The following is a 16,088-nucleotide window of genomic DNA, read 5'->3' as shown; positions in this document are numbered from 1 at the left end:
ATCGTCAGGCCGACGCCGACATCTTCGCGATGTCGGCAGCATTCGACACACTCTCGACATTCCAGCAGGCGTCCATGATCCGCCGGATCGACGCCGCCGGAACGATGCCGTCGGCGAGGTCCACGAACTTCGCCTCGAGCTGCTGGTCGGTCATCGGCACTTCCACGCTGCCGACGGCGTGCTCGATGCGGCGGCTGAGCTTCCGCCCATCCTTCAGCATGATCGTCATCTCGACCTGCTCCGGCTTGATCTCGGGCGTGATGACCGGAATGACCTTGCTACGCAGCGACAGCACCGTCGGATCGGTTACCGCGCGATCGCTGAACTGCTTCTCTCCGCCCGCGCCTTCCACGATCGCCACGGCCACCGCGTGATAGATGCTGAACTTGCCCTCGAGCCCCTGCTGCGGCGTCTTCTTGCCGGTCAGCTCGAGCACGAGCGGGTTGACCTTGAGATCGACATGGTCGATCTGGTCGGCCGTCAGCCTGTTCTCGTTACGCAGCTGAATCGCAGCGTCGATCGCCGGATGCAGAACGATGCCGCAGGCGAACGGCTTGTAGGTGTTGAGGGCGGCTTCGTAACGCTTGCCGAGATCGCCGACGATCTCGCCATAGTCCTGCTTCGTGCTGATCGTGTTGGCCCAGCCGCGCTTCGCCTCGATCATCCCGTCCGACGACGTGAAATTCTTCGACGCCAGAAGGGCGGCAAATATGCCGTTTGACGCCGCACGGCCGGGGTTGAAGCTCTTGTTCATGGACCCGAACGATTCGCGCAGGCCGACCGGCTGCGACGCGGCGAGGCCCAGCGCCCAGGTCATCTGCTGCTCGTTGAGCTTCAACAGCTTGCCGGCAGCCGCAGCCGCACCGAACACCCCGGCAGTCCCGGTGATGTGCCAGCCGACATCGTAGTGGTTCGGATAGACGGCGTTGCCGATCCTGCACTCGGTCTCGACACCGAGGACGAGCGCATTCAAGAACTCCTTTCCGGAGACCGGCTGCATTTCCGAGAGCGCAATGGTCGCCGAAACCACCGGGCCGGCCGGATGGATGATCGTCTTCAGATGGGTGTCGTCGAAATCGAAGATGTGGCTGGACACGCCGTTGATGAAGGCGGCGTTCATGATGTCGAACCGCTCGCGCCGGCCGAACAGCGACGCCTGCTGCGGGCCGGAGAACGGCGCCAACGCCGCGACCGCGATATCGACCGTTTCGTGTCGCGACCCGCCGATCGCGACGCCGACCCAGTTCAGCAGCGTCCTCACGCCTTCCTTGCGGACCTTGACCGGCAGAACATCATATCCCGCCGAGACGATGTACCGCGCAAGCGTACGCGTGACCTCCTTGGGCGGCGCCGCGGCGGGCGCCGCCGGTGCCTGAGCCTGTGCAAATGCCGTAGTCGCGCCGACCGCGGACAAGGGAAGAGCGGCGGCGGCCTGAAGCAGGGTCCTGCGATCAGTGTGCATGTGACATCTCCCGGGCTTTGAACGAGGCCAATTGCGCGGCGAGCCGGACCGCGCTTTCGAGCGCGCCGGTGTCTGCGACGCCCTTGCCGACGATGTCGAACGCCGTGCCGTGCGAGGGCGTGGTGAAGACGGTCTCGAGGCCGGCCGTGACGGTCACTCCGCGATTGAAGCCGCGCAGCTTCGTCGCGATCTGCCCCTGGTCATGATACATCGCGACGACGCTGTCGAACTCGCCGGCAAAGGCGCGAATGTAAACCGTATCCGCCGGATACGGACCGCTGCAGACAATGCCCTGTTTCGCAATCGCCTCCACCGTCGGCTTGATCATCTCGATCTCGTCGCGACCGAACAAGCCGCCCTCGCCGGCATGCGGATTCAGTGCGGCCACGGCGATCCGCGGCGCGGCGACTCCGGATCTCCGCATCATCCTGTCGACGAGGACCACCGCATCGGTGATCCGCGGCGGGCTGATGTCGTTCAGCGCCTCGCGCAGGGACTGGTGCCCGGTGACGCGCGACATCCATTGTCCATCCAACACGTTCATTTCAGAAAAATACGTACGGTGCCCGAGCAGGTCCGCGAACATCTTGTGCTCGTCCGGGTACCTCCAGCCGCCGTCGAACATCGCGCGCTTGTTCAAGGGCGCGAAGGTGATGGCATCGATCGCGCCGTCTTTGGCAAGATCGATCGCCCGCGACAGCGTCTCTCCGGTGAGCCGCCCGGACTCGGCGCTGGCCTTTCCGATCGGGTGCCTCGACGGGTCGGTGTTGCCGAGATCGATCAGCTGGATCTTGCCGGAAACCCAGGAAGCCTCGCTGGGTGAGCCGATCCGCTCGATATCGAAGCTCACGCCGGCATGCGCCATTCCCATCTCCAGCACGCGGGCATCGCCCACCACGACGACGCGCGCCGCATCGGCCAGGCGGTGATCGGAGAGAATTCGCGCCGTCTGCTCAGGACCGATACCGGTGCAATCACCGGGAACCAGCGCCACGATCGGCAAGTCTTCACTGAGAACCATGGATCCTACTTTGCTGCTTTCATCTGGACGACCCGCCCCCAATCGTCGCGGTCGAATTCACCATCCCATTTCGCCACCACGATCGCGGCCACTGCGTTGCCGATGGTGTTGGTGATGGCGCGCGCCAGTGACATGAAGCGGTCGATTCCGAGCAATAGCGCGAGGCCTTCGACAGGCAGCCCGGCCGCGACGACAGTCGCCGCCAACGCGGCGAACGCTCCGCCCGTGACACCGGCTGCGCCCTTGCTGGTGAACAGCATCACGACAAACAGGCTCAACTGCTGCGCCGTGCTCAGCTCGATGCCGTAGACCTGCGCCACGAAGATCGTGCTCAGCGGCAATGTCAGCGCCACGCCGTCGAGATTGAAGGAGTAGCCGGACGGAATGACGAGACCGGTCACGGCGCGTCCCACCCCCGCCCTTGGCAGCTTCTCCATCATTCCGGGAATCGCCGTCTCCGACGACGACGTTCCGAGCACGACGAGAAGCTCAGGGCGCAACAGCCGGAGCAGGTCCATCAGCCGGATGCCGACCAGACGGCAGATCGTTCCCAGGACGACGAAGATGAAGAACGCCATCATCGCCCAGGCCGTCCCGACCAGGAGCGCGAGGGCGTACAATGTGGCGGCGCCGAATTTGCCGACCGTGAACGCCATGGCGCCGAAGGCCCCGATCGGCGCCAGCATGACGACGACATGGACCACGCTGAACACGAGCTCGGTCAACCGCTCCATGCCCGAGCGCAACGGCAGCGCCTTTTCGCCGAGCATCAGGAGGCCAATACCGCACAGCAGCGCGAGCACGAGAACCTGAAGCACGTCGCCGCTGGCAAAGGCGCCGAAGAAGCTTTCGGGGATCATGTGCTGGATATAGGCCGACAACGAGCCGACATGGGTCTGCGCATAGCGGGCCACGGCTTCGGCCTGTTGCGGGGTGGCGTGCGCCACACCCGCGCCGGGCTGGACCCATCGCACCACGATGAAGCTGAACAGCAGGCAGAGCGTCGTGACGATTTCGAAATACAGGAAGGCCTTGAGTCCGATGCGCCCGACCGCCTTCATGTCGCCGACCTGCGCGATGCCGGTCACCACGACCAGGAACACCAGCGGCGCAATCGTGACCTTGATGAGCGAGATGAAGCCGTCGGTGAGCGGCTTGAATTCGAGTGCTGCAGCCGGAAACAGCGCGCCGACGAGTGCGCCGAGCACGGCGCCCGCCACGATCAGGACATAAGGCTCCCGCCAAAGCGAGCCGGCACGGGGCGCAGCAGCCTGCGTCGGGAGCGCCTCGGACAAAGGAGTCGTTGTGATCGTCAATTCCGTGTCCTCCCGCCTCGTGCTCTTTGGCGCTGCAAACAGCGTCTCCGCGGCCCTTATCTTTGGCCTGACATTGGACCAGCCGGTGCCGCGGTGCTAATGCCGTATTGGAATAATTCAATAACGAGCTGGCATCATGGACCTGAGCTGGATCGAGGATTTCCTCGCCATTGCGGAGGACGGCGGCTTCTCCCGCGCAGCGCTGCGCCGGCACGTGACGCAGCCGGCCTTGAGCCGGCGGATCAAGTCGCTGGAAGCGTGGCTTGGAGCGCCTCTGTTCGAGCGCAGCACGCATGTCGTGAAGCTGACGCCGGCGGGGGAGAGTTTTCGTCCGGTGGCGGAGGACGTCATTCGCAGGCTGTCAAACGGCCGCGAGGAGGCCCTGGAAGCGGCGCGCCTCAAGGCCGAGACGGTTCAATTCGTCGCCACCCACGCACTGTCGCAGACGTTCTTTCCGGACTGGATCCGCCGGGTCGACCGCGCGCGATCCGGATCCGCCGTTCAGCTCGTGGCGTCGAACTTCGCCGGGTGTGAGAAGCTCCTGCTCGAGGCCCATGCGCATTTCATGCTGGCGCATTACCATCCGTCGCTCGCCAGCCGTCTAAATAACGATCGCTTTCAGCGCATCGATCTCGCCGACGACGTCCTGGTCCCGATCAGCGCGACCGGTTACAAGGCCGTCACGCGCAGCGGTCGCCGCCGACAATCGATGCCGCGGTTTGCGCTGCCTGGCTCTGCGGACAAACCGCTGCCCTATCTTGCCTATCATCCGGGTTCAGGCGTGGGCCGCATCGTGACCGCCTTCCTCGCGACGAAGCAGCCGAGCGCCATGCTGCTCCCCAGCTTCTCAGCACCGGTGATGCTGCTCATCAACATGGCCCGAGAAGGCCGCGGGATCACCTGGGCTCCACGCAGCCTGGTCGAGCTCGATCTCCAGAGCGGCCGATTGGTGAGAGCCGGCCCCAAGGACTGGGACATCAAGATCAGCATATGCCTCATCCGCGCGCGGGCGCGGATGATCCATGCCGCTGAGAGTCTTTGGAGCACGGCAAGGAAGCTGGCAGCGACTTAGCCAATTGGCGAAGATGGCGGCATAGCCAGCGTTGCTGGTCAGCCCACGCAGGGCTTCGGCGTCGCGCTCCATCTCCGCATGTCCAGCGCCTCTTCGACCCGCTACCAGCGGCAGGTTCCGGTATGCGAATTCGTAGCCCGATACCCTGATCGGGTTCTTTCTCAGTTCAAACCTTCGCAAACCCTCGCAATTGGAGCGAATCCGACACCGGCGTCTGGAACTGATCTATTGTTTGGTCCAAGATTCGGGAGAACAGTTGGACCAGAGAACCGATGGCACGACGCCGAACCATCATCGCAATTCCCTCGCTGGGCTCGCTCGACCGGACTGCCGGCCGCGTTGGATACCAACTGACTCAAGCGCTTCGCGAGGCGATATCGAAGGGGATCCTGAAGCCTGGCGAGCGACTGCCATCCACTCGCGCCCTTGCCAATTCATTGCAGCTCGCGAGAGGAACCGTCATCGAGGCGTTTCATCAGCTCCATGCAGAAGGCTACCTCGAGGCCCGGGCCAGAGGCAGCACGATCGTCGCGAACGTCAATGCCGACACCGATTTGATGACCCGCGCTCCGGCGTTGATCGAACGCGCAGACCCCAGTCCTCTGTTGCCGGAGAAAGTCGCCCGTCTGGCTGAGGTCGCGCGGTCTCTCCGGCCTCAAGACCCGGTGCCGTTTGCGATCGCTCATCCCGCGGGTGCAGTTGCCCCCGGCGACCAATGGCGACGGCTTGGCAATCGTGTCCGGGCTCTGCGGGCAGCCGCCCCGTCGGGCTACATTGATCCGAAAGGAGTACCCGATTTGCGGATCGCAATTGCCGAATATGCACGGAAGGCTCGGGGCGTGAAATGCGAGCCCGATCAGGTCATCGTTACGGCGGGCACGCAACAGGGGCTTTTCATATCGGCGACCGTTCTTCTCTCTGACGGCGATGCCGTGTGGGCCGAAGACCCGGCCTACCCCGGCATCATCGCCGTGCTCGAAAACTTCAATGTCCGGACTTTCCGGATTCCCGTGGATGATCAGGGCATCGACGTCCAAGACGGTCTCGTCCAGTGCCCGAACGCCCGGGTCGCTTTCGTCACACCTTCGCATCAGTATCCGTTGGGCATGCCCATGAGCATGGCGAGACGCACCGCGTTGCTGTCGTGGGCGCGGCAGAACAATGCCTGGATTGTCGAAGACGACTACGACAGCGAACTTCGCTACGCCGGACATCCATTTCCATCGTTGCAGGGACTTGATCCCGCGCGCGTCGTGTACCTTGGGACGATGAGTAAGGTCCTGTTCTCCTCGATGAGGATCGGATATGCGATCGTTCCCCCTCCCCTGGTCGACGCGTTCGCTGGCGCGCGCGCCCTCATCGATCGCCATTCGCCGGCGGTCGACCAGCACGTCCTCGCGCAGTACATGCGCGAAGGCCATTTCGAAGCCCACATCCGGCGCATTCGCGGCGCTTACGCAGAACGACGCGCCGCCCTGATCTCCGCCCTTGTCAAGGACCTACCGTCCTGGGCAACGCTGCAGCCGAGCGATCAGGGCATGCACCTGTTACTTTGGCTTCCGCCCGGCCTCGACGACGTCACGCTTGCGGAGCAGGCGCACAAAGCGGGGCTGGTGGTGCGACCGATCTCGCCCATGTACCATGCGACCCCGCCTCGTGGCGGACTCATGCTCGGGTTCGGCGGCTTTTCGATTGCGGAGCTACAGTCCGCCGTCGTCCGCCTCAGAGGCGTCCTCGATGCATTCATCGCAGCCAAGGGGACGGCTCGCCCATCCAAGCCCGCGCCGCTGAAGGCGGTCAGATCGTGAGACAGTCGCTCATGCTCACACCGGCGCGCCGGACGTCTCCTCGCCCCGCATGGGGACGCTGACAAATACTGACAAATACGACGGCTGGATCGCTCGCGCGTTGCTCTTATCGCCTGATTGCCGCGTCTCTACTCCTGGCTTGCCTTGACGGCTGCGGCCGCCAGCATGGCGCCTCCGATGACATGCTCGCCTCGTTCTTTCAAGGCCTCGCCTGCGGAGCGTATGTCCCGCACCTCCTTGTTCTGGCTCAGCTTGGATTTTCCGACCAGGTTCGTGATTGCGATCTCCAGCCCGACGATCGCCTTGAGCATCGTGTCGATATAGTCCTTCGGACCGTCAGTCATCTTCCAAGGGACCGGTTGAGACGCTTCATGCTTCCGTGTCAAACGGGCGACATTGCCGCGCACGTAACGTTCGTCGTCGTGAATGGTCACGCGCCCGTACGCATGCGCGACGAGATAGTTCCAGCTCGGCACCTGCTTGTGGAAATCCTGCTTGCTCGGGTACCATTGAGGGGAGATATAAGCGTCAGACGCGCGGAACACCACGAGCACCTCAGCGCCAGCGTCCAGATCCCGCCACACCGGGTTCGCGCGCGCCACGTGGCAGTGCAACGTTCCCCACTGCCCCTGCGCTCTGTTCAGCTCGAACGGAATATGATTGGCGTCCAAGCCGCCCCTGCCGTGCGTGATCAAAATGCCAAGCGGATTCTTTTCGATCAGATCGCAGAGCATCTCAGGACGGGCTTCGTCGAAGTGCGAGGGAATGTACATTGCAACTCCTTCGGCAGGAAGAGAATGCCACGTCACCGTTGACGGTCACGCGGCCATTGTGAGGATTTGTTCAGACCTCGACCATCGCGAAGTCGCTCTTGCCTGCACCACAGTCGGGGCAGATCCAGTCTTCGGACACGTCCTGCCAACGCGTGCCGGGTGGAATGCCGTCGTCGGGCCATCCGTCGCGTTCATTGTAGACGAGTCCGCAGAGCACGCATGTCCAACTCTTGTAGACGGGCGCCTCAGCGGTCGCTTCGGAGTTCGGGTGAGCGCTGTCCCTGCTCATGATGGCTTGCCCTTGTGTCAGGAGGCGGTTCACGAGCGATTTAGGCCAGGCCTGCCCCATTCAACAGTGCCAGTTCTTGGCATTATCACTGGACCAGAATTGTCCTTGATGGGACGGCTCGCCAGCTCCGTGCGGGCCGGCCGGTCCAACACGGCAGCTACCGGCCTCCACGAGCGCCAGGTAAAGTCCTCCAGGCTGCGGTGCCACGCGATCAGGAACTGATCACAGCCCTCTAGATTGTACCCGCCCGGGCGGCAGACTCGATGCTTCGCCCGAAGATGGGCTGCTCGTCGCCATTGTCGATTTGCCGAGCGGGAGCTTTCCTGCATGATCCCCTCGCCGGACCGCTCTCGGTGGAGTGCTCAAACGTCGCCCCGACGGCCGGCCCGAACTCAACTGATCGACAATCCCGCAACGCCCGCAAATGCAGACAAGATCAGTGGCGCGACCGCGCCCTGGCGACGCTGCGGCGCAGTGCTTTGACGCCGCTGGATAGACCGCAGATCACCCTGCGACTGTCGACCTGATCAGGACATGGCACGGGTGCGTTGTATACGTTTCAAACAGCGGGTATGGCTGAGCCGTCTCGCGGCGGACTACGCCCGAGTTGTGTCCTGAGTGAACCTCTTCGTCCGAAGAAGAGGCGCAGGGAAGACCGGGTATCGGCTGACACCCGCGGTCCGCGTGCAGCAAAAAGCACGCGGCAGAACCACAGGTTCAGCCCAATATCCGGCCTTCCCTGCGCGACGGTTTGACGGCTTATAGGCGCTCTCCCCGGGGATCGGCTGTCTTGCCCCCGTCGCCCGCGGATCATCATCACCGCCGGCTTGGCATCAGCACCGCGATGCCAGGACCACACCACTTCACCGTCGCCTCGCTCCGTTCGTCGGCACGGGCTTTGACACCCGGCTGCAGAGCAACGCGCCCGTCGCCTCCCCCGCTCGACGCTCGTGACGATCGCGAAACGTCCCTCTCAGCGAGCCGGGATGCGCGAGAATGTGGAGGTGATTTGCCCGACGAGGCAAGGGAGAAGTGCGCGACACACTGGCACGACGGGCAGTTGGCGCATGTGGGGCATGCGTCAACCGCCCGTCGGGCAGATGTCCGTTGGACGACGGCGAGGTGTCCGTGATTGTCCCCGTCTTTCTCTCTGTCGTGATGGCCGGACTTGTCCCTCCTCGGAGCCGAGGCGCCTTTGCCCGGGTGAAGGCGCGCACCACAAGGCAAGGACGAGGTCTCGATTGCACGGCGAAGTTCACCGTAACCCTATCGAAATTTGAGGGGTGGAAATTACGCGCGCGGGACAACAAGTGTATTTCTTTATCAATATGCTGTGGTAGTTGTGTCGGTCATCTTGGCCCGGTGGCGACGATGTCCGATACCGCAACCGCACACCCGCAACAGGCAGGGATTTTCCGCGCCCGGGGCCTCAACTCGTCCGAGCGCATTCTCGCGGACTTGGGCGAGAAGGCGTTCCTGAATCTCTGGTCGTACCCAAACCTATTTTACAACAAGAAACAGCGCGACAAGGGCGACGGCAAAGAGCTCTGTGACCTTCTTGCTGTCTGCGGCGACGATATCATCATCTTTAGCGACAAGGTCATTCAATGGTCAGAGGGCAAGGAAGTAAAGGTCGCCTGGCCCCGCTTCTACCGCCGCGCCGTCCAAGCTTCCGTTGACCAGATCAACGGCGCTGCTCGTATTATCGCCGACTTCCCAGAGAAGATTTTCACCGACTCCGCCTGCACACAGAAGTTCCCCATTTCCCTGCCACCCGTTGAAACACGGCGCGTCCATGGTGTCATCATTGCAAGCGGCTGCCACAAAGTCATTCAAGAACAGCTCCAGGACGAGAGCGGCTCGTTCCTCATCATGCCCATGCTCAAGGGTGCACAACACATGGACCCGAACACCGAGGGCTATTTGCCCTTCGGCATCGGAGACGTGAACCCCGACGGAATGTTCATCCATGTCTTCGACGACGTCTCCATAAAACGCATCCTTGAACACCTCGACACGGTCTCAGATTTCACCGAATACCTGAATAAAAGAGCCACGTATCTCCGCTCAGGTATGCTCCTCATCGCGCACGGCGAGGAGGAAATGCTCGGCCGTTATCTCGCCATTGGGATGGCGACAGGCGACCCACAGTTTGAGACCAAGCGGAAGAAGAAGGATATGAAAGCCCTCTCTACCACCATTCAAGGAGAGTGGTCTGCCTACCTCTGGTCGGACGGCTATTTCGCAAAGACACTCGCCGACGAGAAATCAAAGGTTTGGGACAAAATTATCGGCCTTTTCTCCGGCAACGTCATCGCTGGAACCAGCGTGTCCATCCTCGGCGACATGCCCTCACCCGAGTTGTCGGAACGTGGCCTACGATTTATGGCTTTGGAAAACAGGTTCAGCCGCCGAGTGTTGGGCGAAGCCATTTTAGATGCCCTGACGAAAGCCGAACAGCTACGGCAGGACCGCTTTACTCGCGTGATGATGCCGAACAACGCGAGTGCAGACGACAAGCTCGCGTATATTCTCATGATCGTCGCATACCCGGTTGAACTGGAGAAAGCCGGCGGCCTCGAAGGTGGCTACGCGCAATATCGTTTGGGCCGCCTCCATCAACTTGAGGCCTATTGCATGAACGTCCTGCAGGAACACCGAAATCTTAAAACAGCAGTCGGTATCGCAATCGACGCCAGTTCTCTCCAGACGGGTCAACGTGGCGGTTCAGAAGACCTCATCGCCGTTGAGGTCGATGAATGGACGGATGAGCTTATCGCCGAAACCAAAGCGAAGCAGGAAAAGTTCGACGTCTTTCGCAAGGACAGACTTCAGATCACCGAGATGCGCAGAAATGAATATCCAGTCACGGAAGCCCAATCGGCGAAATAAGGAGGACTTGGCAGGCTGTTGTACGTTATAGAACGGTCCGCCGACCTTGACGTAATCAACCCGACTTTCGTTCTGCCAGCATTAGAAGAGATACTCATTAACGAATTTCACTCGGGATTTAGGTGACTGGTCACCGCCATCCGAAACCCGAGTGTCGATTCCGCCATACACGTCAATTGCCCCAACCTGCCTGCACAGTCACTTAAAGCGGTCGAAAAGAGCGCCCATACGATCCGGTGGAACCTCTTTGACTTGCGCACCCTGCCGTTCTGGCCATTTCCCGTTCCAATGAGAAGGGCTGTCCTGACCGAACACTTCAAAGACAAATACGGTCTTATCGTAATACTGAACGCATTTGAGGTGGGAGTTTATGAAGGACCTCAGTGGCTCCGAGATAGCCGAGCGCCCGACGCGATCCGTGATATCTTGGAACATCTGGTCGAGGTTCTTTCCAGCATACTTCGCCTCGTGATCGACTCCCGTCACGTGAAATCCTCCGAAAGATAGCGGTTTACTTCCGAAGACTTCCTGTACTCTTGCTGCTGTCGCAACGTTCTCCGCGACGCCAACAAGCACGTATCCCCTATGGCCTTTGCCGATGTTGGCGATAGCAGCGCAGGTCTCCATGATCTTGTCGAAAGAACCTTCATCAAATTGCGGGAACTTGTCGAGGGTATAGAAGCCCTGCTTGAAATCGTAAGCCGCTTGCTCGGTGAGCGAGTTGGTGAGCAGATTCTGGAATTTAGTTACCCAGTGCACCTTCGCCGGATCTGGGTTCTTATCTTCTTCAAAGTACTCTTGAATCCAGCCGACAACGGAATTAATCGTCGTGCTGCGATTGTCTGCACCCCATCTCCCCCCATCCTGTATCTGGATGTGCTTGCCGCAGTCTGTCAGCTTTTTGATTAGACCCGCACTATCCGACACCACCATGGTTTTTCTGACGATCAAGTCGTGGAGCGCAAGGAATATCGCCTGAAAATAGCGGGGAACGGGGTTTCCGCCATTCCCATTCGGGAAAATTAGGCCGGTGAACGTCGTCTTCGCCTGACCGAGGAGCAGCGCGAGGGCATCCTGCACGCGCTGATAGTCTAAGTCGACAAGCTCTGGCCCTCGTTTTCTAACCGCTTGATCTATTAGATCGAACCGCCCCTTACTACTCTCGGTCATCGGGAATGTTGCGCCGTAGTAATCGTCAAAAAGCTCCGTGCGCGAAGCTACAGGTTCGTCCGAGACCATATAGGCAAGGAGGTCGGCCACCATTTCCTCGTCACGACTTTGGCGAAGCTGATCCTTCGTTAAAATTCCGTTTGCGACCCAAAATACGCTGTCGGCGTCGATACCGTAGTAGTCCAACTCCCTGTTTGTGATACTGATTTTTCGCATCTCGCCCAGCAGAAGCAAATCGGAATTCGACGTATCGCCGCGCACGCGCGATGAGATCTTCCGAACACACTCCGCGAACGCACCTGTTGCGCCCGCTGCACGGAGTTCCTGCCGAGAGAGCTGGCGGCCACCCGAATTGATGCGGCGAAAGACCTCCTCAACCGATTCTCGGCGCGCGGCCTCATAGATCGAGAGCGGAACCGGGTAAGACGCGATCGCGAGGCATCGATCTCGGTCAAGGATCGGCGTCTTCTGATCAATCACTTTGCGGTCAAGTAGATCCTTGGTCGTCGCAAACGTATTCAGATCAAAATAGCTGCCATGAACCGGGAACTCGTTAGAGATGAACGATGTAATAGCGTTCATCCGTTGCATCCCATCGATGATCTCAAGGGTCCCGTCCTGACGCCCAACGGGCTCGGCGAGCAAGATGATTGGAATCGGGAAGCCTTGGATAATGGAATCGATAAAGCTTTGCTTTTCCTCGATCGTCCAAATGAGCTTGCGCTGATACCGTCGATTTACGACATACCTATTTTCTTGGAAGTTGATGAAAACACGTTCGACCTGTTCGCCACGAACGATGAGTTCCTGTTGCGCCGCCATTTTCTCGCTGCTCTCCTAGAGGAACGCCAGCTTATGCCCGTGATTGTCCGTCGAAAGGAAAGAGATGCGGGGCACATTAGACCCGCATATGTGCCAGAAAATCGACAGCGAACCGCAACCAAACTGCGCTCGAGCCGCCGCTTGTACCCCTACTCCCACTCAATCGTCCCCGGCGGCTTGCTCGTCACGTCGTACACCACCCTATTCACGCCCTTCACCTCATTGATGATGCGCGTCGCCGTGTTGCCCAAAAACTTCATATCGAACGGATAGAAGTCGGCGGTCATGCCGTCGGTCGAGGTGACGGCGCGCAGGCCGACGACGTAGTCGTAGGTGCGGCCGTCGCCCATGACGCCGACGGTCTTGACGGGGAGCAGCACCGCAAAAGCCTGCCAGATGGTGTCGTAGAGGCCGGCCTTGCGGATCTCGTCGATGTAGATGGCATCGGCCTTGCGCAGGATGTCGAGTTTGTCGACCGTGATCTCGCCGGGGCAGCGGATGGCGAGGCCGGGGCCCGGGAACGGGTGGCGGCCGACGAACACGTCGGGAAGGCCGAGCTCGCGGCCGAGCACGCGGACCTCGTCCTTGAACAATTCGCGCAACGGCTCGACCAGCTTCATGTTCATGCGCGCCGGGAGGCCGCCGACATTGTGGTGCGACTTGATCGTCACCGACGGGCCGCCGGTGAAGGAGACGCTCTCGATCACGTCAGGATAGAGCGTGCCCTGCGCCAGGAAATCGGCGCCGCCGATCTTCTTCGCCTCGGCCTCGAACACGTCGATGAAGAGGCGTCCGATCGTCTTGCGCTTCGCTTCCGGGTCGGTGACCCCCGCGAGCTCGCCGAGGAAGAGCTTTGAGGCGTCCACATGCACCAGCGGGATGTTGTAGTGGTGCCGGAACAGGTCGACGACGGTCTCGGCCTCGTTGAGCCTGAGCAGGCCGTGATCGACGAACACGCAGGTGAGCTGGTCGCCGATCGCCTCGTGGATCAGCACCGCGGCGACAGCGGAATCAACGCCACCGGAGAGGCCGCAGATCACCTTGCCTTTCCCCACCTGCGCGCGGATCTTCTTGATCTCCTCGGCGCGGAAGGCGTGCATGGTCCAGTCGCCGCCGAGACCGGCGATGTTGCGGACGAAGTTGCGGATCAGCTTGGCGCCGTCGGGCGTGTGCACCACCTCGGGGTGGAACATCAGGCCGTAATATTTGCGCTGCTCGTCCTGGATCACGGCGAAAGGAGCGTTCGGCGAGACGCCGGCGACGGAGAAGCCGGGCGGCATCTGCGTGATGCGGTCGCCATGGCTCATCCACACCTGGTGCTGCTCGCCCGGCTGCCAGACGCCGTCGAACAGGCGGCTCGATGTCTTGACCTCGACGTCGGCGCGGCCGAACTCGCGGTGGTGGCCGCCCTCGACGGTGCCGCCGAGCTGGGCGGCCATCGTCATCTGGCCGTAGCAGATGCCCATCACGGGCACGCCGCTCTCGAAGATCAGTTGCGGGGCGCGCGGCGAGCCTTCCTCGTGGACGGATTCGGGGCCGCCGGAGAGGATCACCGCCTTGGGCTGCATCTCGCGGAAGGCGGCCTCCGCCTTCTGGAACGGCACGATCTCGCAATACACGCCGTCCTCGCGCACCCGGCGCGCGATCAGCTGCGTGACCTGGCTGCCGAAATCGACGATCAGGATCTTGTCGTGGAGCGCGGCCACGGAGGTGTCAGTGGCGGCGCTGGCGGGGGTGTTGGGCTGGGCTGTCATGGCAAGGAATTACGCCGAGAGCACGAGTCCCGCAACCCTTCGCCGGGGTTGACGCCCTTTCCTCCCCGTCATTCCGGGGCGCGCGGAGCGCGAGCCCGGAATCCATAACCACGACCGGGAGTATGGATTCCGGGCCCGCGCCAAGGGGCGCGTCCCGGAATGACAGCGTGCTTGTGGCAACGCCGTCATGCCCCGCGAAGGCGGGGTATCCAGTACGCCGCGGCGTCTCGGTCGGCCACGACCGGCGGGTGGATTACTGGGTCCCCCGCTTTCGCAGAGGACGACGGTGGAGGATGCCGCGGCTGCCTCCTCCGTCATTGCGAGCGCAGCGAAGCAATCCAGAGTCTCGCGCGCAACCCTGGATTGCTTCGCTGCGCTCGCAATGACGGCGGTGGGTGGAGTTTAGGCCTGCTTCTTCAATACCGACACGAAGAACCCGTCCGTACCCGTCCGGCGCGGGGTCATCAGCCAGCCCTCCGGCGTCTTCAGCGCGGCCTCGGCGAAGGCCTCGGCCTTGTCCCAGAGGACGGTGGCGGTCTGGTCTGGGGGCTGGATGGCGAAGGCCGGGTGCCGATCCACGAAGGCGCGGACCTGGTCGCCATTTTCGGGCTGCAGCACCGAGCAGGTGATGTAGGCGATGCGGCCGCCGGGCTTGACCAGGGAGGCGGCGCGGTCGAGCACCTCGGCCTGGTCCTTCAGCCGGATCTCCAGCGCGCCGGGGCGCATGCGCCATTTGGCGTCGGGGTTGCGGCGCCAGGTGCCGGTGCCCGTGCAGGGGGCGTCGATGACGACGAGATCGGCCGAGGCCTTGATGTCGGCGAGCGGATCGGCGTCACCCTTCGGGCTGCGCACATCGGCGTTGTGCACGCCGGCGCGCGACAGCCGCTCGTGGATGGGCGCGAGCTGGCGCTTGTCGTGGTCGGTGGCGATCAGCCGGCCCTTGCCGCCCATCATCGCCGCCAGGGCCAGCGTCTTGCCGCCGGCGCCGGCGCAGAGGTCGATGACCTGCTCGCCGGGCTTGGCGGCCGTGAACAGCGCCGCGAGCTGCGAGCCCTCGTCCTGGACCTCGATGCCGCCCTTGATGAAATCCTCCTCGGCATGGATTCCGGGATTGCGGGCGTCGGCACCGAGCGTGATGCGCAGGCCGATCGGCGACCACGGCGTCGGCACCGCACCGAGATGCTTCAGCGAGGCCTGCACCTTCTCGCGCTTGGCCTTGAGCGTGTTGACGCGGAGGTCGAGCGGCGCGCGGCTGGCCATCGCCATGGCCTCGGCGACGCGGTCGTCGCCGAACACCGCAGTGAGATAAGGGTCGAGCCAGTCGGGATAGTCGCCGGCGACCGGCGGCGGCGCGCCCTCGGTCGTGCGCGAGGCCAGCGCCGTCTCCTCCTGCGCGGTCAAGGGCGGCGGCGCGAAGCGGCTGCCGTCGCACATCGCCGCGATGGTCGGCACATCGAGGCCGCGCTCGAGCTTGAGCATGCCGAGCACCCGCGCCCGCGCCGTGTCGTCCTCCATGACATAGGCGCTGGAGGCACGGCGGCGGAGCACGTCCCAGACCAGGCCGGCGATGGCGGCACGGTCGCCGGAGCCGGCGAAGCGGTGGCTGGTGCCCCAGTCCTTCAAGGCCTTGGCCGCCGGCGCCCTCTGGGCCTCGATGGTCTCGATGATGTCGATGGCGGCGGACAGCCGGGCGGCGGGGGTCATAGGAG

11 protein-coding genes are annotated in these 16,088 nt (G+C 62.4%); 3 read left to right on the top strand and 8 right to left on the bottom strand.

The window, feature by feature from the left end:
- Nucleotides 1–4: 4 nt before the first annotated feature.
- The 3 genes from ACQR0W_RS10400 to ACQR0W_RS10390 are packed head-to-tail and all read right to left on the bottom strand — an operon-like array spanning nucleotide 5 to nucleotide 3,799.
- Nucleotides 5–1,462 (bottom strand): MmgE/PrpD family protein, encoded by a 1,458-nt coding sequence (locus tag ACQR0W_RS10400; protein ID WP_316170350.1) that lies wholly within the window; start codon nucleotides 1,460–1,462, stop codon nucleotides 5–7.
- The gene (locus tag ACQR0W_RS10395; protein ID WP_316170348.1) at nucleotides 1,452–2,483 is read right to left on the bottom strand and encodes a PdxA family dehydrogenase; all 1,032 of its coding nucleotides are present in this window, start codon (nucleotides 2,481–2,483) and stop codon (nucleotides 1,452–1,454) included. Before ACQR0W_RS10395 ends, ACQR0W_RS10400 begins: the two co-directional genes overlap by 11 nt.
- 5 nt (nucleotides 2,484–2,488) lie before the next feature.
- A complete protein-coding gene (locus ACQR0W_RS10390) occupies nucleotides 2,489–3,799 on the bottom strand; it encodes a cation:dicarboxylate symporter family transporter (RefSeq protein ID WP_316170347.1) in 1,311 nt (436 codons plus the stop codon).
- 136 nt (nucleotides 3,800–3,935) lie between these two features.
- On the opposite strand from ACQR0W_RS10390, the gene ACQR0W_RS10385 reads away from it, so the two are divergent.
- Nucleotides 3,936–4,871, top strand: a complete 936-nt coding sequence (locus tag ACQR0W_RS10385) for a LysR family transcriptional regulator (RefSeq protein WP_315749806.1) — start codon at nucleotides 3,936–3,938, stop codon at nucleotides 4,869–4,871.
- 272 nt (nucleotides 4,872–5,143) lie between these two features.
- On the top strand, nucleotides 5,144–6,679 hold the full coding sequence (locus ACQR0W_RS10380) for a PLP-dependent aminotransferase family protein (protein ID WP_316170346.1): 1,536 nt from the start codon (nucleotides 5,144–5,146) through the stop codon (nucleotides 6,677–6,679).
- A 128-nt stretch (nucleotides 6,680–6,807) separates the two neighbouring features.
- Here the strand turns inward: ACQR0W_RS10380 and ACQR0W_RS10375 are convergent, their stop codons facing one another.
- Nucleotides 6,808–7,452 carry an FMN-binding negative transcriptional regulator gene (locus ACQR0W_RS10375; RefSeq protein WP_315827421.1) on the bottom strand — a complete coding sequence of 215 codons (645 nt, stop codon included), beginning with the start codon at nucleotides 7,450–7,452 and terminating at the stop codon, nucleotides 6,808–6,810.
- Nucleotides 7,453–7,522: 70 nt separating this feature from the next.
- Nucleotides 7,523–7,741, bottom strand: a complete 219-nt coding sequence (locus ACQR0W_RS10370) for a rubredoxin (RefSeq protein ID WP_315827420.1) — start codon at nucleotides 7,739–7,741, stop codon at nucleotides 7,523–7,525.
- 1,371 nt (nucleotides 7,742–9,112) lie between these two features.
- On the opposite strand from ACQR0W_RS10370, the gene ACQR0W_RS10365 reads away from it, so the two are divergent.
- Nucleotides 9,113–10,633 carry a hypothetical protein gene (locus ACQR0W_RS10365; RefSeq protein WP_315827419.1) on the top strand — a complete coding sequence of 507 codons (1,521 nt, stop codon included), beginning with the start codon at nucleotides 9,113–9,115 and terminating at the stop codon, nucleotides 10,631–10,633.
- Between the two features lie 198 nt (nucleotides 10,634–10,831).
- Here the strand turns inward: ACQR0W_RS10365 and ACQR0W_RS10360 are convergent, their stop codons facing one another.
- The 3 genes from ACQR0W_RS10360 to ACQR0W_RS10350 form a co-directional block, all read right to left on the bottom strand.
- Entirely contained in the window at nucleotides 10,832–12,625 is a 1,794-nt protein-coding gene (locus ACQR0W_RS10360) for a DUF262 domain-containing protein (protein ID WP_315827418.1), read from the bottom strand.
- A gap of 149 nt (nucleotides 12,626–12,774) precedes the next feature.
- Complete coding sequence (gene guaA, locus ACQR0W_RS10355) at nucleotides 12,775–14,379, bottom strand: glutamine-hydrolyzing GMP synthase (protein ID WP_315827417.1); 1,605 nt, start codon at nucleotides 14,377–14,379, stop codon at nucleotides 12,775–12,777.
- Nucleotides 14,380–14,781: 402 nt separating this feature from the next.
- Nucleotides 14,782–16,083, bottom strand: coding sequence for an RsmB/NOP family class I SAM-dependent RNA methyltransferase (locus tag ACQR0W_RS10350; protein WP_315749796.1), 1,302 nt, complete (start codon nucleotides 16,081–16,083; stop codon nucleotides 14,782–14,784).
- Between the last annotated feature and the right edge of the window lie 5 nt (nucleotides 16,084–16,088).

This window comes from Bradyrhizobium sp. HKCCYLRH1034, assembly GCF_051168375.1.
Classification (GTDB): Bacteria; Pseudomonadota; Alphaproteobacteria; order Rhizobiales; family Xanthobacteraceae; genus Bradyrhizobium.
This window is presented reverse-complemented; position numbering and strand designations above follow the sequence as displayed.